Origin of the sequence: Thermobifida fusca NBRC 14071 = JCM 3263, from assembly GCF_001592045.1 — a bacterium.
Lineage (GTDB): Bacteria > Actinomycetota > Actinomycetes > Streptosporangiales > Streptosporangiaceae > Thermobifida > Thermobifida fusca.
In genome coordinates, this window is the sequence record NZ_BCWB01000010.1 from 41,287 (window position 1) to 60,478 (window position 19,192).

The 19,192-nt window shown below is 67.6% G+C and carries 14 protein-coding genes and 1 tRNA gene; 3 read left to right on the forward strand and 12 right to left on the reverse strand.

Features of this window, described 5'->3' with window-relative positions; all coding sequences use genetic code 11:
- Positions 1-368 precede the first annotated feature (368 nt).
- Positions 369-1,616, forward strand: a complete 1,248-nt coding sequence (locus tag TF1_RS01700) for an ABC transporter substrate-binding protein (protein WP_061783567.1) — start codon at positions 369-371, stop codon at positions 1,614-1,616.
- Positions 1,617-1,755: 139 nt separating this feature from the next.
- Here TF1_RS01700 and TF1_RS01705 read toward each other — a convergent pair whose 3' ends face one another.
- The 5 genes from TF1_RS01705 to TF1_RS01725 all read right to left on the reverse strand — a co-directional run bounded on the left by TF1_RS01705 (position 1,756) and on the right by TF1_RS01725 (position 6,746).
- Entirely contained in the window at positions 1,756-2,598 is an 843-nt protein-coding gene (locus TF1_RS01705; protein ID WP_011291632.1) for an ABC transporter ATP-binding protein, read from the reverse strand.
- A complete protein-coding gene (locus TF1_RS01710) occupies positions 2,591-3,472 on the reverse strand; it encodes an ABC transporter ATP-binding protein (RefSeq protein ID WP_174522675.1) in 882 nt (293 codons plus the stop codon). The genes TF1_RS01705 and TF1_RS01710 overlap by 8 nt, the downstream gene beginning before the upstream one ends.
- The gene (locus TF1_RS01715; RefSeq protein WP_061783568.1) at positions 3,462-4,448 is read right to left on the reverse strand and encodes a branched-chain amino acid ABC transporter permease; all 987 of its coding nucleotides are present in this window, start codon (positions 4,446-4,448) and stop codon (positions 3,462-3,464) included. The genes TF1_RS01710 and TF1_RS01715 overlap by 11 nt, the downstream gene beginning before the upstream one ends.
- A gap of 11 nt (positions 4,449-4,459) precedes the next feature.
- The gene (locus TF1_RS01720) at positions 4,460-5,905 is read right to left on the reverse strand and encodes a branched-chain amino acid ABC transporter permease (protein ID WP_011291629.1); all 1,446 of its coding nucleotides are present in this window, start codon (positions 5,903-5,905) and stop codon (positions 4,460-4,462) included.
- 277 nt (positions 5,906-6,182) lie between these two features.
- The gene (locus tag TF1_RS01725; RefSeq protein WP_016188525.1) at positions 6,183-6,746 is read right to left on the reverse strand and encodes an ANTAR domain-containing response regulator; all 564 of its coding nucleotides are present in this window, start codon (positions 6,744-6,746) and stop codon (positions 6,183-6,185) included.
- Positions 6,747-6,904: 158 nt separating this feature from the next.
- Between TF1_RS01725 and TF1_RS01730 the strand changes: the two genes are divergently transcribed.
- Together TF1_RS01730 and TF1_RS01735 are read left to right on the forward strand one after the other, a co-directional pair.
- Positions 6,905-6,991: transfer RNA gene (locus TF1_RS01730), tRNA-Leu, on the forward strand.
- A gap of 569 nt (positions 6,992-7,560) precedes the next feature.
- Positions 7,561-8,496: a DUF1266 domain-containing protein gene (locus TF1_RS01735; protein ID WP_011291627.1), complete on the forward strand. Its 936-nt coding sequence runs from the start codon at positions 7,561-7,563 to the stop codon at positions 8,494-8,496.
- 94 nt (positions 8,497-8,590) lie between these two features.
- Here the strand turns inward: TF1_RS01735 and pyk are convergent, their stop codons facing one another.
- The 7 genes from pyk to gltB form a co-directional block, all read right to left on the reverse strand.
- Entirely contained in the window at positions 8,591-10,012 is a 1,422-nt protein-coding gene (gene pyk, locus TF1_RS01740) for a pyruvate kinase (RefSeq protein WP_016188524.1), read from the reverse strand.
- Between the two features lie 59 nt (positions 10,013-10,071).
- Positions 10,072-10,641, reverse strand: a complete 570-nt coding sequence (locus TF1_RS01745; RefSeq protein WP_016188523.1) for a type 1 glutamine amidotransferase domain-containing protein — start codon at positions 10,639-10,641, stop codon at positions 10,072-10,074.
- Between the two features lie 63 nt (positions 10,642-10,704).
- Entirely contained in the window at positions 10,705-11,622 is a 918-nt protein-coding gene (locus TF1_RS01750) for a hypothetical protein (protein ID WP_011291624.1), read from the reverse strand.
- 28 nt (positions 11,623-11,650) lie between these two features.
- Positions 11,651-12,070 carry a DUF2784 domain-containing protein gene (locus tag TF1_RS01755; protein WP_181140041.1) on the reverse strand — a complete coding sequence of 140 codons (420 nt, stop codon included), beginning with the start codon at positions 12,068-12,070 and terminating at the stop codon, positions 11,651-11,653.
- A 44-nt stretch (positions 12,071-12,114) separates the two neighbouring features.
- Positions 12,115-12,501: a DUF2784 domain-containing protein gene (locus TF1_RS01760; RefSeq protein WP_061783569.1), complete on the reverse strand. Its 387-nt coding sequence runs from the start codon at positions 12,499-12,501 to the stop codon at positions 12,115-12,117.
- A gap of 110 nt (positions 12,502-12,611) precedes the next feature.
- Positions 12,612-14,069, reverse strand: coding sequence for a glutamate synthase subunit beta (locus TF1_RS01765; RefSeq protein ID WP_011291621.1), 1,458 nt, complete (start codon positions 14,067-14,069; stop codon positions 12,612-12,614).
- Positions 14,070-14,104: 35 nt separating this feature from the next.
- Positions 14,105-18,667 (reverse strand): glutamate synthase large subunit, encoded by a 4,563-nt coding sequence (gene gltB, locus TF1_RS01770; protein ID WP_016188520.1) that lies wholly within the window; start codon positions 18,665-18,667, stop codon positions 14,105-14,107.
- Between the last annotated feature and the right edge of the window lie 525 nt (positions 18,668-19,192).

Sequence of the window (19,192 nt, forward strand, 5' to 3'; positions counted from 1 at the left end):
GATGCGCACCGGACCGTCCAAGGGCGGGCCGCGTTTCCGCTCTCGGAACCGGTCCGGTTGACGCGCGGGAAAACCTATTTCCGCTTCCGTTTTCCCGGAGTTTTTGTGCGCCGAATCTTCCCGTCGCGGAGCTGGGAATCCCCTCGTCCGATAACTCTCTGTAGAAGCTGCATATACTCCCCAAATCTTCGGCTACAGGTGAGTAACAGCATGAACCCGACTCGGCTGCGACATTTCCCACCATCTTCCTGAACCGCAGATTCCGGCATTAAGCTCCGCTAACGCCCACCGTTAAGTCCGTCGGAACATGGCGGCCGGGCAGACGTGGAGATTCACACGCGAGCAACGCGGGTCGAATGGAGAGATGGATGCCTCACACAAAGGCACTGGGCTTCACTGCCGCGGTCGCGGCGCTGGCCTTGGGACTCACCGCATGCGGCGCTGGCGGTAACGACGACAACGGCGGAAGCGGAGGCGACGGGGACGGCCTGCAGTTCGGCTACATCTTCCCCGAGAGCGGCGACCTGGCTTTCCTCGGACCGCCGCAGATCAGCGCAGCCGAGTACGCGATCCAGGAGATCAACGACGCCGGCGGTGTGCTGGGCACCGAGCTCCCCAAGCTCATCGGTGGTGACGAAGCCGGCGACGCGGCCCAGGCCAACGAGACCGCTAACCGCCTCCTCGACCAGGGGGTGGACGCCATCCTGGGTGCTGCCGCTTCCGGTATGACCAAGGCGGTCATCGACTCCATTACCGGTGCGGAGGTGGTGCAGTGCTCCGGCTCCAACACCGCTCCTGACCTCACCGACTACCCCGACGGCGGCTACTACTTCCGTACCGCGCCCAGCGACCTGATGCAGGGCCCGGTGCTCGCCGAGACCATCCTCGCCGACGGCCACCAGAGCGTCGCCATCATCTACCGGGCCGACGACTACGGTGAAGGCCTGGCGAACTCGGTGAGCGAAGCTTTGGAGGCCAGCGGCGCGGAGGTCACCGCCAAGGAGAGCTACGACCCCAACGCCACCAACTTCGACGCTGCGGTCAACGCTGTCGTCAATTCCAAGCCCGAAGCGGTCTTCCTCGCCTCCTTCGAGGAAGGCATCCAGGCCATCTCCGGCCTGCTGGAAGCCGGTCTCAAGGCCGACCAGATGTACAGCGCCGACGGCATGAACTCCAGTGACCTCAGCTCGAGAGTCAACGCGGACGACCCCTCGGTGCTCGCCGGGTTCACGGGCACCGCTCCCGGCGTGAACGCTCCCGAGTTCGAGCAGGCTCTCGCCGAGTTCAACCCGGACCTGCAGGACTACCAGTTCGCCGCGCAGGTCTACGACTGCGCCATCACCATCGCGCTTGCCGCGGAAGCTGCCGGAAGCACCGACCCGAAGGACTTCGTGTCCGAGATGGTCAACGTGACCCGCGACGGTGAGAAGTGCACCTCGTTCGTCGAGTGCCGCGACCTGCTGGCCGAGGGTGCTGACATCGACTACGACGGCATCAGCGGTCCGCTGGACTTCGACGACAACGGTAACGTCACCGCTGCCTCCTTCATGATCTACGGCTTCAACGACAAGGGCGAGTACGAGATCCTCGACTACGTGGAAAGCGGCGGCAACTAGCAGCCCTCCTCGCGCCGCGGGGGCCGGAACCACCAGGTTCCGGCCCCCGCTCTTTGCGCGCCTCCGGGGCAGGACTTGCTACCCGTATAAGGAAGGGGGTTCTGGACTTGGTCCAGAACCCCCTTTGCGACGGGCAGGGTCAGGCTTTCGCCAGCGTCCCCAGGTACAGCTCGATCACGTTCGGGTCGTTCAGCAGTTCCTGGCCGGTGCCGGTGTAGGCGTTCCGCCCCTGGTCCAGCACGTAGCCTCGGTCGCTGATCTGCAGGCAGCGCCGCGCGTTCTGCTCCACCATGAGCACGGAGACCCCGGTGGCGTTGATCTGCTTGACCCGCTGGAAGACCTCCTCCTGGTAGAGGGGGGACAGGCCTGCCGTCGGCTCGTCCAGCAGCAGCACGGACGGGTTCATCATCAGCGCCCGTCCCATCGCCACCATCTGGCGCTCACCGCCGGACAGCGACCCGGCCTTGGCCTTGCGCCGCTTGGCCAGCAGCGGGAACAGTTCGGCGACCGCCGCAAACCGCTCAGCGAACTGCTTGGGGCGCAGGTAGGCCCCCATCTGCAGGTTCTCCTCGATAGTCAGGGAGGGGAACACGTTGTTCGTCTGCGGGACATAGCCCACTCCGCGCTTCACCAGCTCGTGCGCGGGCAGTGCGACGATGCTCTCCCCGCGCAGCGACAGGCTGCCGCTGCGCACCGGGATCAGCCCGAAGACCGTTTTGATCAGCGTGGACTTGCCTGCCCCGTTAGGGCCGATGATCGCCACGATCTCGCCTTCGGACAGGGTCAGCGTGCATCCGTTGAGGATGTTCACCCCGGGCACGTATCCCGCGACCAGGTCGCGCGCCACCAGCAGGTAGTCGCTGTCGTCGCCGATCTCCTCCGCCGCGGCGTGCTTGAGGATCTCCTCGCGCGCCTGCTGCTGGGCTTCCACAGACGCCTCGTCCGGCAGCGCGCCGGGACCGGTCTTCTCCTGCTCACTCATGGCTTTCTCCGGTGTCGGTCTGCGGCTCGCGACCGGATTCCTCGTACCCAGAACCCAGGTAGGCGTCGATCACTCGCTGGTCAGCGCGGATGTCAGAGGGCCGTCCCTCAGCGATGACCTTCCCCTCCGACAGCACGACGATCCAGTCGCTGATCCCCATGATGACGTCCATGTCATGCTCGACGAAGAGCACTGTCATGCCCTCGTCGCGCAGGGCGGTGATGTGCTCCAGCAGCGACTGCACCAGGGCAGGGTTGACCCCTGCCATGGGCTCGTCCAGCATGATCATCGTCGGGTTCACCATGAGCGCGCGAGCCATCTCCAGCAGTTTGCGCTGCCCGCCGGAGAGGCTGCCCGCCATCTCGTCCTTCTTGGCCAGCAGTTTGAACCGTTCCAGCAACTGCTCGGCCCGGGCCCGGTTGGCCTCCTCCTGCTTCCGCCACTGGGGGCGCAGGAAGGAGCCGAGGATCCGCTCCCCTGTCTGGCCTGGCGCTGCCAGCAGCATGTTCTCCATGACGGTCAGCCGGGTCAGCGCCTTGGTCAACTGGAAGGTGCGGACCATGCCCTCGCGGGCGATCCGGTGTCCCCCCAGCCCGTTGAGCTGCTTGCCTTGGAACGTCCACGTGCCGCTGTCTACTCGGTCGAACCCCGTCAAGAGGTTGAACAGCGTGGACTTTCCTGCTCCGTTGGGGCCGATCAACGCCGTGATCGTGCCGCGCTGCACCTCGAGGTGCTCCACGTCGACCGCGGTCAGACCGCCGAAGCTGCGCCGTACCCCGTCGACGACGAGGATCGGGTCGGGTTTGGCAACCCCCGGTAGCGGGTCCACTCCGGCCATCCGGTCGACCGTGGCTCCGTTCACGTCACTTGACATTGATCAGCATCTCCTTGCGGTTGCCGATGAGCCCCTGCGGCCGGAAGATGATCAGCACCAGCAGCGCCACACCCACCAGGGCGTGCCGCACGCCGCCGATCTCGGAACTGGCGATGAAGGTGATCACGTCGGTGGCGATGAGCTGGCGCAGCACGCTGTCGGTCACGGACAGCAGGAACCACATGACGACCGATCCCAGCACCGGGCCGAGGGTGCGCCCGGCACCGCCCAGCAGGAGGATCGCCCACAGGTAGAACGTCACTTGCGGCATGAACTGGTCGGGGGTGATGGTCTGCTGGTTGACCACGAGCATGGCGCCGGCCAGGGCGCCGAAGACGCCGCCGATGATCAGGCTCTGCATCTTGTAGACGAAGACGTTCTTGCCGAGGCTGCGGACCGCGTCTTCGTCTTCGCGGATGCCTTTGATGACCCGCCCCCACGGGCTGTGGATCAGCAGCCACATGACCGCGCTGCCGACGAGCACCAGGCCCCACGTCACCGTCATCACCCACAGGTCGCGGGCGCTGAAGCTCAGCCACCCGAAACCGTAGGTGCCGGAGGGGAAGGGGTTCCACTGGTAGAAGGCGGTGGAGAAGCTCTGGAGGCCGTAGACACCGCCGGTGATGTCGCGGAGGAACTCGGCCCGGTAGATGAGCCGCGCCACCTCGGCTACCGCGATTGTCGTGATCGCCAGGTAGTCGGCGCGCAGCCGCAGGGTCGGTAGGCCGAGCACCAGGGCGAGGGCCACGGCGGAGGCGATGCCGATGAGGAAGCCCACTCCCAGGGGGAGCCCGAAGGTGCTGACGCTGACCGCGACACCGTAGCCGCCCACGAGCATGAAGCCCACTTGCCCGAAGTTGAGCAGGCCGGTGTAGCCGAAGTGCATGTTCAAACCGATGGCGGCGAGTGCGTAAACGGCAGCCACCGGGCCGATCGCCGACCGCGTGGCGTCGGCAAGGACCTGCAGAATATCCATCCGTCCCTCTCCTAGCCGACTCGCTCACGCCGGCCCAGGATGCCCTGCGGCCGAACCAGCAGCATGATGATCATGAGTCCCAGCGCCCACGCGTTCATGAGCTGCGAGGGGAACCAGAGCGTGGACAACTGCGCCACCAGGCCGATGATGAGTCCGCCGACCATCGCTCCGTAGGCGGTGCCCAAACCGCCCAGGATGACCGCGGCGAACATCAAGAGCAGCAGGTGGAAGCCCATCTGCCAGTGGACGATCTGGTTGAGGCCGTAGAAGACGCCGCCGAGCGCGGTCAGGGCTCCGCCCAGGGTCCACACATACAGCGTCACCCGGTCCACGTTGATGCCGGAGGATTCGGCGAGGTCCCGGTTGTCGGAGACCGCCCGCATCGCTTTCCCCACTCGGGTGAACTGCAGCAGGGCGGCGACCCCGACGAGCACCAGCACGGAGAGGATCATGAGGACCAGGTCTCGAGGGGTGATCGCGATCGGCCCTAGCCGCAGCATCGCCTGGAGCTGGAAGTCCGGGTAGGACATGCGGTTGCTGCCGAACGCCACCATCAGGACGTGCCGCAGCACCATTGCCAGGCCGATGGAGACGATGAACATCTGGATGAGCGCCACATTGCGTTTGCGCAGCGGCCGCCAGATGAACCGCTCGAGGAATGCGCCGAGGGCCGCGCCCAAGAGGACCGCCACCACCGTGCCCAGCACCATGGGACGGGTGACGAAGCCCAGCACCGGTCCGAGGAGCCACACGTCGGCCAGCAGGTTCGTGACCGCGGTGTGGAGTCCGGCGAACAGCGTCATCCCGCTGACCAGGAGGGCCATGAGGGCGCCGAAGGTCACCATGTCGCCGTGGGCGAAGTTCGTCAGCTTGGTCGTCCCGAAGATGAGGGAGAGGCCGACCGCTGAGATAGCGATGATGAGCCCGTAGAGCAGTCCGGCAACAGTGAGCTGGATGGCCTTGGTGCCGAAAGAAGCATTGGAGGAGACACCCGGTGCGGCAAGGCCATCCTCCGTATCGCTGGCTGCGGCCCCTGCCCCGTCGTCAGCGTCGTCGCTGCTCTGGCTCGGGGACGGTTCGGTGCTCGCTTCGTCGGCGTAGGCGAGGACGAAGATCACCGTGCGTTGCTGTCCCGGCCGGACGTTGACGTCGGCGTGTTCGGCTCCGGGTTGGTCTGCAACGACGAACTCATCGGGAACGGACTCCTCGTCCAATACGACACGGTAGTTGCCCGGTCCGGGCAACGCTACTTCCCATCTCCCCTCAGAGTCGGTGGTCGCTGTCCCGATCTCCTCGTCCCCCTGGAAGACCGTGATGTCGATCCCTGCCACGGTCTCGGGTTTGCGGATTTGACCGTTGAGCGTCTCACCGCCCTGAGTGTCTGCCACCGCCACAGCCGGTGTCACCAGGATGGCGGTGACTACGGCGAGGAGGACAGTCACGAGGCGTCTGCGCACGTGCGCGCTCCCTTGCGCATCTTGAAAAGGCCCTGGGGCTTGACCCACGGGCCGGATACTTAGCTGCTTCGGTGGCGCGAGTTTAGCCCGATTTAGCCATTTCATTCAGGGTCGCTTAAGCCACGTGACCCAAACGTCATGACTTCGTGTGCAACCGTGACGCAATCGGAACACTTCTGCAGTTGACCTGTCTTAGCTGGTCAAGGCAGAAGAAAGGCCGTCCACCGAGGGTGGGCGGCCGGGAACTTTACGGGGGGTGCACCGGGGCGGGGGCTGGCTACTGGTCACTGAGGGTCTCCACTACCGTCTCAGCCACCTTGCGCATGGTGAGCCTGCGGTCCATGGAGTTCTTCTGGATCCACCGGAACGCCTCGGGTTCGCTGAGACCGTACTTCTTCTGCAGCAGCCCTTTGGCACGCTCGACGATCTTGCGGGTTTCGAGACGTTCGGTGAGTCCGGTGACCTCGGCTTCCAGTGCGGTGATCTCCGCGTACCGGCTGACCGCCATCTCGATGGCGGGCACCAGGTCACTCTTGGTGAAGGGTTTGACCAGATAGGCCATTGCTCCGGCGTCCCGGGCGCGCTCTACCAGGTCACGCTGGGAGAACGCGGTCAAGATGACTACGGGCGCGATGCGTTCTGCGGCGATCCGCTCGGCGGCGGACAGGCCGTCCAGAACGGGCATCTTGATGTCGAGGATGACGAGGTCGGGTCGCAGCTCGGTGGCGAGGCGGACCGCGGTCTCCCCGTCCCCGGCCTCTCCCACGACCTCGTAGCCGTCCTCCTCCAACATCTCTTTGAGATCCAGTCGGATCAGGGCCTCGTCTTCCGCGATCACCACGCGGCTCTGCGTCTGCGTCACAAACAAGAGGGTACAGAGATCCGCTAAGATGGTTCGCATCGCCGTGGCCGGCCTATCCCTGGGAGGCGCTGGCTTATCGGAAAAGCCAAGGACGCCTCCGAGGTGCTGACATATAATTGAATGTGGCTGGTCAGCAAGCCGAAGTGATGGAATTGGTAGACATTGACGACTCAAAATCGTCTGCCCGTAAGGGCGTGCGGGTTCGAGTCCCGCCTTCGGCACCAGAGATGTCATCCCGCTCCGGATCTGCGGGGAAGCCACCTGAAACCAGGTGGCTTTTTCGTTTGGTTTTCCGGCCGTTCTTGGCTGACCGGGGCCGCACCTGTCCCGCCGTGGCCTCGCTCACTTTTCCGGGAATATTTCGAGGCTCGTGTCCGACTCTCCCGTGCCGGGGCTGCCCCCTTCCTGCCTCCGGCCGGGGACGGAGCAGGACTGGCCCGCCCGCGACCCGTCTGTGGTGGGGGACGCTGCCCAGAGCCTGAGGCGGGCGGCATGGTGCGCGGCACGGGGTGGCTCCGTTGCGGTTCCGAAGCAACGGGGCGCACCGGCCGTCCAGAAACCCTGCCGTAACGGGCCCATCCGGGTGTGTGCTGCGCCACTTCCTGCTGGCGATCGGCGTGGATAGCTCTACTACCTGCAGTTTCTTGGCTGCTTAGGGCCATAGCGGATCACATCCCGGCCACAACCTGAGTACAACATGCCGCTTTGGTTTCCGTCGCTGCTCTCGGTACTCGATCCTGGAAGAGTCGGTTTTGCTTCGTCCTGCCACGGACGGCGAGGAAAGGGGTGACAGGTGTTCACCGCGGTGGCCGGGATCGTGGGCGCACTGGCGATCGGTGCGTGGGCCGTGGTGTCCTGGGCGTCCACTCACCGTCTGCCGTGGCTGATGGCCCCCCTCGCGCTCCTCACCGTGGTGCTGCTCGTCGCCGGGTTTCCCGGGTGGTCGCTGCTCTCCACGGCGGCCCTGATCGCGGGGACGTTCGCGGGATTGGTCGTGGAGACGAAGGAAGCCCCCATGCTGCGCACCAAGGACCCGGACGCTCCGCTGAGCACGGAGCGGTGGGTTGCCGCGGTGGCCGCCCCCTTCCGGGTGGCGGTGGCAGAACCGTGGGACGTGATCGTCCGCCCCCAGTTGCGGGGCCGGTACCGGCGCACGTTCGCCCGGGAGCGGGGCATCACCGACCGGGCCGGGCTGCTCGCCGAGATCGAACGCCTGTGGCGTGAGCTGCACACCGCGCCGGATACCGACCTGCTCGTGGATTTGCGTTCCGGGATCGCGCGCAGCCGCTGCGCGGACCGTTCTGCCCCCGATCGGACGGTGGTGCTCACCCCCGAGCAAGTCGCGCGGCTGCGCACCGTGACGGGGGCCCAAGAGTCCGCTGACACGGTGGTGGTGGGCGCCTACCAGTGGTGGCGGGCCGTCTACCTGGTCCCGTTGATTTGCGGGGGCGCCACGTTGAACTGGCTCAGCCCTGTGGAGACTCAAGGACTGCTCCGCCGGGTGGCCGCGGACTTGCAGCCGCGGTTCGGGGGGTGGAGCCAGTTGTCCGCGGCGTTCCACGCGGGCTGGCTGCTCGACCAGGACGGTGCTGCTGCCGCGGGTGCGGAGCGGATGTGGGACGCGTTGGGCTTGTTGACCACTGATCCTGCGAGCCCGTGGCGGCTGCTGCCGTGGGACATGCCGCTCGACCGGATTGTGGCGGGGGAACGGAACGAGACTCGCCCGTAGCGGGCTTCCCCTCGGTGGGATGTGCCGGATTCCCCGGGCGGGGTGCGGCGTGGTCACCCCGCCGGGGAACGGCCACGGTAGGAACGGGTCATCATCAGTTTGAGATGGCGTCACCCATACGGTGCACGCGCAACATGTTGGTCGACCCTCGGGTGCCAGGCGGGCTTCCCGCGACGATGACGACTTTGTCGCCCTTCTGGTAGTCCATGTCCAGGAGTTCGTTCTCGACCTGGCGGACCATGTCGTCGGTGTTGTCCACCCACGGCACGAGGTGGGTTTCCACACCCCAGGTGAGGGAGAGCTGGGCGCGGGTGGCAGGCTCGGTGGTGAACGCCAGCAGCGGAATGGGGGAACGGTAGCGGGCGAGCCGGCGTGCAGTCTCCCCGCTGCTGGTGAAGGCGACAAGGGCCTTGGCGCCCACGGTGGCTCCGACTTCGGCAGCGGCTCGGGCGATCGACCCGCCCACGGTCTCCGGGACCCGGTGGAGGATGTGGGAGGCGCGCAGGGACTCCTGTTCGGCGGCGGCGATGATCCGCGCCATGGTCTGCACGGTCTCCACGGGGTACTTTCCGACGCTGGTCTCGCCGGAGAGCATGACTGCGTCCGCGCCGTCGAGGACGGCGTTAGCCACGTCAGAAGCCTCAGCCCGCGTGGGGCGCGGGTTGTGGATCATGGATTCGAGCATCTGCGTGGCGACGATGACCGGTTTGGCTTTGTCCCGGCACCGTTCAATGGCGCGTTTCTGCACCATGGGCACATTTTCGAGGGGGAGTTCGACACCGAGGTCGCCGCGGGCGACCATGACGCCGTCGAAAGCCTCGATGATGTCCTGAAGCCGCTCCACCGCCTGAGGTTTTTCGATCTTGGCGATGAGGGGGACGTGCACGCCCATCTCGTCCATGACCCGGTGGACGTCTTCCGCGTCGGCGGGGCTGCGCACAAAAGAGAGCGCCACCATGTCGACGCCCTGCTCCAGGGCCCAGCGCAGGTCCCGTTCGTCTTTTTCGGTCAGCGCGGGGACCGCAACCGACACCCCGGGCAGGTTGAGCCCTTTGTGGTTGGATACCGGGCCGCCGACGATGACGCGGGTGTGGACATCCGTGCTGGTGCTTTTGACGCATTCCAAAACAACGCGACCGTCGTCGATGAGGACGCGGTCGCCAGGACGGACATCACCAGGGAGTCCTTTATATGTGGTGGAGACCCGGTGGCGGTCCCCGGGTACATCGTCGATGGTGATGGTGAACTCGTCACCGGGGCTGAGGGTCACGGATCCGTCGACGAACGTCCCGAGACGGATCTTCGGCCCTTGCAGGTCGGCGAGAATACCGACATTACGTCCGCTGGCCTCCGCTGCGGCGCGGACGTTGCGATACATGGTTTGGTGGTCGTCGTGGGTACCGTGGCTGAGGTTGAGTCGCGCTACGTCCAGGCCGGCGTCGACGAGCTTGCGGAGGACTTCAGGACTCGAGGTAGCCGGTCCAAGGGTCGCGACAATCTTTGCTCGACGTGTCACGTGTAACACTTTAGAGCTTTTCTGTTGGCAATTGGTCTAAACCAAGTTGCGAGTGAGCGTCACGCTGTTGTCTTCACCGCGAACTCCTCGACGATGGCTTTGGTGAACGCCGGAAGGTCTTTGGGGTTGCGGCTGGTGATGAGCGTACTGGGGCCTTCAGTGGAGACGACGACCTCTCGATCCACCCACGTGGCCCCGGCGTTGACGAGATCCGTGCGCAGGCTGGGATACGACGTGAGAGTGCGGCCGCGGACCACTCCGGCTTCGATGAGGATCCACGGGGCGTGGCAGATCGCGGCGACCGGCCGCCCTGTGTCGAAAAACTCACGGACGAACGCGACCGCGCGCTCATGGGTGCGCAGGTAGTCGGGGTTGGCTACTCCTCCGGGGAGCAGGAGCGCGTCGAAGTCGTGGGCAGTGACCTGGTGGACGGTGGTGTCCACGGTAAACGTGTCGGCCCGGTCGAGGTGGTCGAAGGCTTGGACACGGCCGCCGGTGGTGGAGATCAGTCGGGGGCGGCCCCCGGCGTCACGGATCGCGTCCCAGGGGACGGTGAGCTCCACCTGTTCGGCGCCTTCCGGAGCAATGAGGACAGCGACGTCGACTCCGTCGAGTGCGGTGCGGGCCATGGCAGTCGTTCCCCCCTTGGTGTGCGGACAGGGTCGGGGGTCCTCTGCCCAGAGCGGGAGGGTTCATGCGCGCGCCGGTGGAGTGGGGCGGGGCACGCTGCCCGATGCGGGGCGCGACAGGCGCCCGTAGGCACGCAGGGTGAGCAGGCAGTCCACGGTGTAGGCGCCGCGCTGTTCCATGTCGGGCCCGGGAGACCAGGTGTCCCGGTACCGCCACCCGCCGTCCTCTTCCTGCGCGGCAGCCAGCGCGTCGAGGTGGGCGTTGATCTCCGCGTCGGAGAAGAGGGTGCGGGCCCAGTCGTCGGGGCGGCGCGCCAGGTCCAGCGGGGTGTGGGCACGGCCGTGCGCGGCAGGGTCGAGGGCTACGGTGGCGCGGAGCACGGGGGCGAGGCGGGCGAATTCGGCGCGGGCTCGCTCCTGGTCGGGCGCGTGTTGGAGGAAGAGGCAGACCGCTTCGGCTTCCTCAGCGTCGGTCCAGTTCAGGGCCGAGATGCGCTGCCAGGAGAAGGCGGTGGCGCGGTCCCGCCACTCGCTGGTGGCGCGGTGCTTGTGCAGTAGGCCCGCGATGGCCGCGGTGGGGTTGAGAGCGCTGGCGAAGTCGTCGTGCTCCCGCCACCAGGGGGCGGATTCGGTGTAGCGGACGTTCGGCAGGACAGGTGGGACTCCCCCGTCCGGCTGGGTGACGCTGCGCAGGTAGCGGCAGGCGGCGTCGACGAGGCTGGCGGGCAGGTAGCCGAGTTCGTCGAGGATGCGCAGGGCTCGGGCGGTGACGATCGGTTGGCTGCCGTGGCCGCGCAGTTCCGGGTGGAGCGCGTTGCCGTACCCGCCGTCGACGTTGCGGTAGGTGTTGAGGACTGCCCGGACGGTGCGGGCCGGTTCGCTTTGGAAGTGGTGGGCGTACCGGTAGCGGTCCAGGAGCCGGGCGTTGCGGGCGATGAAGTGTTCGGCGGCGTGGAGCATGTCTCGTGTTGTGGTGTCCATGGTGGGCACGTGCCGCCGAAACGCGACTTCAAACCTCCGGGAAATCGGATTTTTCGGGCAGGCGTGGGGTGGCGTGGACGTGTGCGCGGCGGGCACGGCGGCGGGCACTGTAGGCGGCGCCGACCCAGGAGAGTGCGACGACCGCGGCCGCGGCGAGCTGGATTTCCCGCAGGTATTCCGCGGGGTAGATGACGCCGGTGAGGTAGTGGGAGATGAACCCTTCCGCGTCGAGTCCGTGCTGTCCCGCGTTGACACGCCCCCAGTGCTCCAACCAGGTGAGCGGGCACAGCCAGCCGATGACGGTGACCCCCAGCCCGTAGGCGGCGGCTGCAAGGTGCGGCCAGAACATGCGGGGCCACCGCCACGCGAGGAACCCCCCGCAGACGACGTAGGCAATGAACAGGAAGTGGACCGCCATAGCGGCTTCGGCCACGAGCAGATACCCCATACCCGGACGGTACCGGGCAGACGCGTCGCCAGCCATCAGGGTCTTCACCGGTGCGGCAGGCGCAGGGCTGTAGGGCTGCGGCGGCGGACCGTCCACAGGGCCCCGGCCCACGACAGGACGACGATGACGCCCACGGCGGCTTGGACGTGGGGCAGGCGGTCAGCCGGGTAGAGGACACCGGTGAGGTAGTGGGAGATGAACCCTCCCGGGTCGAGGCCTTGCTGTCCGGCTTTGCTGCGGGCCCAGTTCTCCAGTCGGGTGAGCGGGCACGGCCAGCCCACGACCACGGTGCCGAGCCCGTAGGCGGCGGCTGCAAGGTGCGGCCAGAACATGCGGGGCCACCGCCACGCGAGGAACCCCCCGCAGACGAGGTAGGCCAGGAACGCGAAGTGGACGGCCATGACCGTATCGGCGATCAGCGGGTAGCGCACGCTGCCGCCGCTACCCTGAAGCGCCAGGTTTCCCGCAGGAGCCTTGACCGGGGCCCGTGGCCCCTGGCGGGGGCGCCGCAGCGCCTGAGGCCAGGGGCCACGAGGGCGGTTCAGAGCGTCAACGGCCGCGCGGTCGGAGGGATCGCGGTGGGCAGGGCCGTTTCCCCGCACAGGTAGGCGTCGACGGCGGCGGCAGCGCTGCGCCCTTCCGCGATCGCCCACACGATGAGGGACTGCCCGCGGCCCATGTCTCCCGCGCAGAACACTCCTGGCACGCTGGTGGCGTAGTCGGGTCCGCGCTGCACGTTGCCGCGTTCGTCGAGCGCCACGCCGAGCTGCTCCAGGAGCCCTTCCCGCTGCGGGCCGAGGAAGCCCAGGGCGAGGACGACGAGCTGGGCGGGGATTTCGCGTTCCGTGCCGGGCACCGGTGCGAACCCCTCCGCGGTGCGGGTGACGTCGACGACTTTGAGGCCACGCACCGCGCCTGTTCCGTCGTCGAGGAACTCCAGGGTGTTGACCGAGTAGAGACGTTCGCCTCCCTCCTCGTGCGCACTGGTGACCTTGTAGAGCAGGGGCATGGTCGGCCACGGCTGGTGCGGGGGCCGCGTGGTCGGCGGCTTCGGCATGATCTCCAGTTGGGTGACGGAGCGCGCCCCTTGGCGGTGGGCGGTGCCGACACAGTCGGCGCCGGTGTCGCCGCCGCCGATGACGACGACGTGCTTGCCTTCCGCGGTGATGGGCGGAGTAGCGAAGTCGCCTTCCTGGACCCGGTTGGCAAGCGGCAGGTATTCCATGGCCTGGTGGACGCCGGCGAGGTGGCGGCCCGGGATGGGCAGGTCCCGCCACACGGTGGCGCCTCCGGCGAGGATGACGGCGTCGTGGTCGGCGCGCAGCTGGTCGGCGGTGAGGTCCACGCCGACGTTGACGCCGGTGCGGAACTCGGTGCCTTCGGCGCGCATCTGGGCGAGCCGCCGCTCCAGATGCCGTTTTTCCAGTTTGAATTCGGGGATGCCGTAGCGCAGCAGTCCGCCGATCCGGTCGGCCCGCTCGTAGACGGTGACGGTGTGCCCGGCCCGGGTGAGCTGCTGGGCGGCGGCGAGCCCTGCGGGGCCGGAGCCGACGACGGCGACCTTCTTCCCGGTGTGCTGGGCGGGAGGCTGCGGGCGGACCCAGCCTTCTTCCCAGGCCCGGTCGATGATCGACACTTCGACGTTCTTGATGGTCACGGCGGGCTGGTTGATGCCCAGCACGCACGCGGACTCACACGGGGCCGGGCACAGGCGGCCGGTGAATTCAGGGAAGTTGTTGGTGGCGTGCAGCCGTTCGATGGCGTCCCGCCAGTCGTGCCGGTAGACCAGGTCGTTCCACTCGGGGATGAGGTTGCCGAGCGGGCAGCCGTTGTGGCAGAACGGGATGCCGCAGTCCATGCAGCGGGAGGCCTGCCTGATGAGGGCCGCGCGGTCGAAGTCCTCGTAGACTTCGCGCCAGTCCTGGATCCGAACGGGCACGGGCCGGTGGGAGGGCAGCTCCCGTTCGGTGATCTTGAGGAAGCCTTTGGGGTCGGCCATGGGTTGTCGTCCCTCCTTTCGCGGGTGTTGAGATGTCAGGACTGGGCGGCGGCCATGATGGCTTCGGCCGCGTCACGTCCGTCACGTTCGGCTTCGGCTACGGCAGCCAGGACGCGCTTGTAGTCGCGCGGCATGATCTTGGCGAAGCGGGTGACCGCGGTGGCGAAGTCGGCAAGCAGGCGCTGCGCCACCGGGGAGCCGGTCTCGGCGTGGTGGCGGGTGAGCACCTCTTTCAGGAAGGCGCGGTCGGCGTCGTCGAGCGGGTCGATGTCCACCATCTCGGTGTTGACACGCCGCTCGTCCAGGTCGAGGACGTAGGCGATGCCGCCGGACATGCCGGCCGCGAAGTTGCGTCCGGTAGGTCCGAGGATGACGGCGCGGCCCCCGGTCATGTACTCGCATCCGTGGTCGCCGACCCCTTCGACCACGGCGAGCGCCCCCGAGTTGCGGACGCAGAACCGTTCTCCGACGATGCCGCGGAGGAACAGTTCCCCGGAGGTGGCGCCGTAGGCGATGACGTTGCCGGCGATGATGTTCTCTTCAGCGGCGAACGGGGCGGTGTCCGCGGGGCGGACGATGATCCGTCCCCCGGACAGGCCTTTGCCGACGTAGTCGTTGGCGTCGCCGACAAGGCGCAGCGTGATCCCACGGGGGAGGAACGCGCCGAACGACTGGCCGGCGGAGCCGGTGAAGGTGATGTCGATGGTGTTGTCGGGCAGACCTTTGGCGCCGTAGCGTTTGGTGACCTCGTGGCCGAGCATGGTGCCGACAGTCCGGTTGACGTTGCGGATCGGCAGGTCGAGGGTGAGCGGGGTGCCGTATTCCAGTGCGCCCGCCGACAGTTGGATGAGGGTGCGGTCCAGGGCCCGGTCCAGGCCGTGGTCTTGCGCGCGGACCTGGCGGCGGTGGTCGTGCGGCTGCGGCTCCACCCGGTGCAGGATCGGGGACAGGTCGAGCCCGGACGCTTTCCAGTGGTCGACAGCGTCGCGCACGTCGAGGAGCTCCACGGCCCCGATGGCCTCGTCCAGGCTGCGGAAGCCGAGCGCGGCCAGGTATTCGCGCACCTCTTGGGCGATGAACGTGAAGAAGTTCACCAGATACTCGGGCTTGCCGCTGAAGCGTTTACGCAGTTCAGGGTTTTGGGTGGCCACCCCTACCGGGCAGGTGTCCAGGTGGCAGACCCGCATCATGACGCACCCGGAGACGACGAGCGGCGCGGTGGCGAACCCGAACTCTTCCGCGCCCAGCAGGGCGGCGATGATCACGTCCCGACCGGTTTTGAGCTGGCCGTCGACCTGCACGACGATGCGGTCGCGCAGCCCGTTGCGCAGCAGGGTCTGCTGGGTTTCGGCGAGGCCGAGCTCCCAAGGGGTGCCCGCGTGCTTGATGGAGGTGAGCGGGGACGCCCCGGTGCCGCCGTCGTGCCCGGAGATGAGGACCACGTCCGCGTGGGCTTTGGCCACTCCCGCGGCGATCGTGCCCACCCCGGCTTCGGAGACCAGTTTGACGTGGATGCGCGCCGCCGGGTTGGCGTTCTTCAAGTCGTGAATGAGCTGGGCTAGGTCCTCAATCGAGTAGATGTCGTGGTGCGGCGGCGGGGAGATCAGGCCGACACCGGGGGTGGAGTGCCGGGTTTCCGCCACCCACGGGTAGACCTTGTGGCCGGGCAGCTGGCCGCCCTCCCCCGGCTTAGCGCCCTGCGCCATCTTGATCTGGATGTCGTCGGCGTTGGTCAGGTAGAGCGCGGTGACGCCGAAACGGCCGGACGCCACCTGTTTGATGGCGCTGCGCCGCAGGTCCCCGTTGGGGTCCGGGGTGAAGCGGCGCGGGTCTTCGCCGCCTTCCCCGGTGTTGGATTTGCCGCCGAGCCGGTTCATGGCGATGGCGAGGGTTTCGTGGGCTTCCGCGGAGATGGAGCCGTAGGACATGGCCCCGGTGGAGAAGCGTGCGACGATCGACTCGACCGGTTCGACTTCGTCGAGCGGCACGGGCGAGCGCACGCCTTCGCGGAGGGTGAACAGGCCGCGCAGGGTCATGAGCGTTTCGGCCTGCTGGTCGACTTTGGCGGTGTACTCCTTGAACAGGTCGTAGCTCCCGGTCCGGGTGGCGTGCTGGAGTTTCGCGACGGTCTCCGGGTTGAACAGGTGCGGTTCGCCTTCCCGGCGCCACTGGTATTCGCCGCCGACTGGGAGCCGGCGGTGCGCGGCAGGGTTGGGCGCGTAGGCGGCGGCGTGGCGGCGGCGCACTTCTTCCGCGAGCACGTCGAAGCCGATGCCGCCGAGCCGCGACGTCGTGCCGGCGAACGCCCGGTCGATGACCTCTTGGCCGAGGCCGAGGGCTTCGAAGATCTGCGCGCCCGTGTAGGAGCTGACCGTGGACACGCCCATCTTGGACATGATCTTCAGCAGGCCTTTGCCGAAGGCTTTGACCGTGTTGCGGGCGGCCGTGTCCGGGTCGATGCCGGGGATGACGCCGCTGCGGGCAAGGTCGCGGACCGTGGCCAGAGCCAGGTAGGGGACGACAGCGGAGGCGCCGTAGCCCAGCAGCAGGGCGATGTGGTGGCATTCGCGGGCGTCGCCGGATTCCACGATGAGGCCGACCTCGGTGCGGGTCTTCTCCCGCACGAGATGGTGGTGGACGGTGCCGGTGAGCAGCAGTGACGGGATAGGCGCGTGGTCGGCGTCGGCGCCGCGGTCGCTGAGCACGATGAGGTGCGCACCGTCCGCGATGGCCTGGGACACTTCCGCGCAGATCTCGTCGAGGCGCGCGGTCAGGGCTTTACCACCGCCGGAGGCGGGGTAGACGCCGCGGACGATGTGGGCGCGGAAAGCAGGGTCGCCGTCCACGCTGCCGGCGCGCAGGAGGGCGGCGAGCTCGGCTTCCTGGAGGACGGGGGTGTCCAGCACGATCCGGCGGCAGTCTTCGGGGTCCGGGGAGAGCACGTTCTCCTCTGAGCCCAGCACCGTGCGGAGGCTGGTGACCAGTTCTTCGCGGATCGCGTCCAGCGGCGGGTTCGTGACCTGGGCGAAGTTCTGGGTGAAGTAGTCGAAGAGCTGGCGGGGCCGGTGGGACAGTACCGCCACCGGGGTGTCGGTGCCCATGGAGCCGACGGCTTCGGCGCCGGTGCGGGCCATGGGCGTGAGCAGCAGGCGCAGCTCTTCTTCGGTGTAGCCGAAGACCCGCTGGTGGTGGACGAGGTCGTCGACGGGCTCCGCTGGGACTGCGGGCAGGTCGGCGAGGCGCACCACGTTGTCGGCGAGCCACTCGGCGTAGGGGTGTTCGGCGGCGAGTTCCGCTTTGACTTCCGCGTCGTCGAGGATGCGGCCGCGCGCGGTGTCGACGACGAAGATCCGCCCGGGCTGCAGCCGGCCTTTGCGGACGATGCGCGCCGGGTCGATGTCGAGGACTCCGACTTCGCTGGCCATGACGACAAGCCCGTCGTCGGTGACCCAGTAGCGGCCGGGGCGCAAGCCGTTGCGGTCCAGGACCGCGCCGATGACCGTGCCGTCCGTGAAGGTGACCGAGGCCGGTCCGTCCCACGGCTCCATGAGCATGGCGTGGAACTCGTAGAAGGCCCGCACCGCCGGGTCCATTTCGGTGTGGTTTTCCCACGGCTCGGGGATCATCATGAGCACCGCGTGCGGCAGGGACCGTCCGCCCAAGTGCAGCAGTTCAAGAGCGGCGTCGAAGGACGCGGTGTCGGACTCGTCGGGGTCGACGATGGGGAAGAGCCGGGAGAGGTCGCCGGGGATGAGGTCGCTGGCGAGGGTTGCTTCGCGGGCCCGCATCCAGTTGCGGTTGCCTTTGACCGTGTTGATCTCCCCGTTGTGGGCGATGTAGCGGAAAGGGTGCGCCAAGGGCCACGACGGGAAGGTGTTGGTGGAGAACCGCGAGTGCACCAGCGCCAGCCCCGACGTGTACCGCGGGTCGGCGAGGTCAGGGAAGAAGGGCTTGAGCTGGGGTGTGGTCAGCATGCCCTTGTAGGTGATGGTGCGCGGCGAAAGGCTGGCGAAGTAGACGCCGGCTTCGTGTTCGGCGCGCTTGCGCACGCAGTAGGCGTAGCGTTCCAGGTCGATCCCGGTGAGCCCTTCGGTGGGGGTCCCGGGACGGCCGGCGAGGAACACTTGCGCGAAGAACGGCATGGTTTCGCGGGCCACCGGTCCGCAGTGCCGCGGGTCGACGGGCAGGTCGCGCCAGCCGAGCACGGTGAGGTGTTCTTCTGCGGCGATGCGGTTGATGGTGGCGACCGCGGCGGCGCGGGCGGCTTCGTCGGTGGGGAGGAACGCGATTCCTGCGGCGTAGGCCCCAGCGTCGGGGAGCGGGAAACCGCAGACGTCGCGGTAGAGCTCGTGGGGGATGTGGGTGAGGATGCCCACCCCGTCGCCGTCGTCGGGGTCGGCTCCTGAAGCGCCGCGGTGGTCGAGGTTACGGAGGACGGTGAGTGCCTGGTCAACAATGGCGTGGCTGCGGCGTCCCGTCAGGTCGGCGACGAAACCCACACCGCAGGAGTCGTGTTCGTAGGAGCTGTCGTAGAGCCCTTCAGCTGTGGCGCGGGGGCGGGATTGACCGGTGGGACGCCTGTTGTGGCCTGCAGCCATTGGCCCTCCTGTCGTCTTCTGCTCTGTGCTTCGTGTAACGGAAAGCGCAGAGGGACGACGTTGGCCCTGCTGCGTTTGCGTGGCGGCGTACTGCTTTCCCGGGTCATGCGGCGATGCTCGACGCTCCGGGCGTGCTGTCGGGCCCGAAGGGTGGGAGAGGCAGTGCCACCAGCGGATTCAGTTGTGGAACAGCCCGAGGGTTCCGGGCTGCGGACCGCATCCTGGGCGGTGCTGCGGTAGTCCGCGGGCCCTGGAAAGGGTCGGTCCGGCAGAGGTCCGCGGGACCTGTGGGACAGGTGCAGCGTGCCGTGTTGTATCCCGCGGACGGTGTCGGGAAACCTCTCGGAGGAGAGATTTCATCGAGCGGAGTAAGCCTACAAGGTCCGTGGCCTACTCGTGACCAGGCGGGGTCGGTAGAGGAGCGGGTTCTTCCGGGGCCGGCAGGGCGGCGACGAGTCCGTCGAGGGCGTCGTAGAGCGCAGAGAACCGGTGTGCAGGCAGGTCCAGCAGGGTGTGCCCGGCCAG

Bases quoted from the DNA above. Each gene is read 5' to 3' on its own strand.
- TF1_RS01750 (WP_011291624.1), bottom strand. From the start codon at position 11,622: ATGGACACCACAACACGAGACATGCTCCACGCCGCCGAACACTTCATC.
- TF1_RS01700 (WP_061783567.1), top strand. From the start codon at position 369: ATGCCTCACACAAAGGCACTGGGCTTCACTGCCGCGGTCGCGGCGCTG.
- TF1_RS01710 (WP_174522675.1), bottom strand. From the start codon at position 3,472: ATGTCAAGTGACGTGAACGGAGCCACGGTCGACCGGATGGCCGGAGTG.
- gltB (WP_016188520.1), bottom strand. From the start codon at position 18,667: ATGGCTGCAGGCCACAACAGGCGTCCCACCGGTCAATCCCGCCCCCGC.
- TF1_RS01755 (WP_181140041.1), bottom strand. From the start codon at position 12,070: ATGGGGTATCTGCTCGTGGCCGAAGCCGCTATGGCGGTCCACTTCCTG.
- TF1_RS01705 (WP_011291632.1), bottom strand. From the start codon at position 2,598: ATGAGTGAGCAGGAGAAGACCGGTCCCGGCGCGCTGCCGGACGAGGCG.
- TF1_RS01765 (WP_011291621.1), bottom strand. From the start codon at position 14,069: ATGGCCGACCCCAAAGGCTTCCTCAAGATCACCGAACGGGAGCTGCCC.
- TF1_RS01715 (WP_061783568.1), bottom strand. From the start codon at position 4,448: ATGGATATTCTGCAGGTCCTTGCCGACGCCACGCGGTCGGCGATCGGC.
- TF1_RS01745 (WP_016188523.1), bottom strand. From the start codon at position 10,641: ATGGCCCGCACCGCACTCGACGGAGTCGACGTCGCTGTCCTCATTGCT.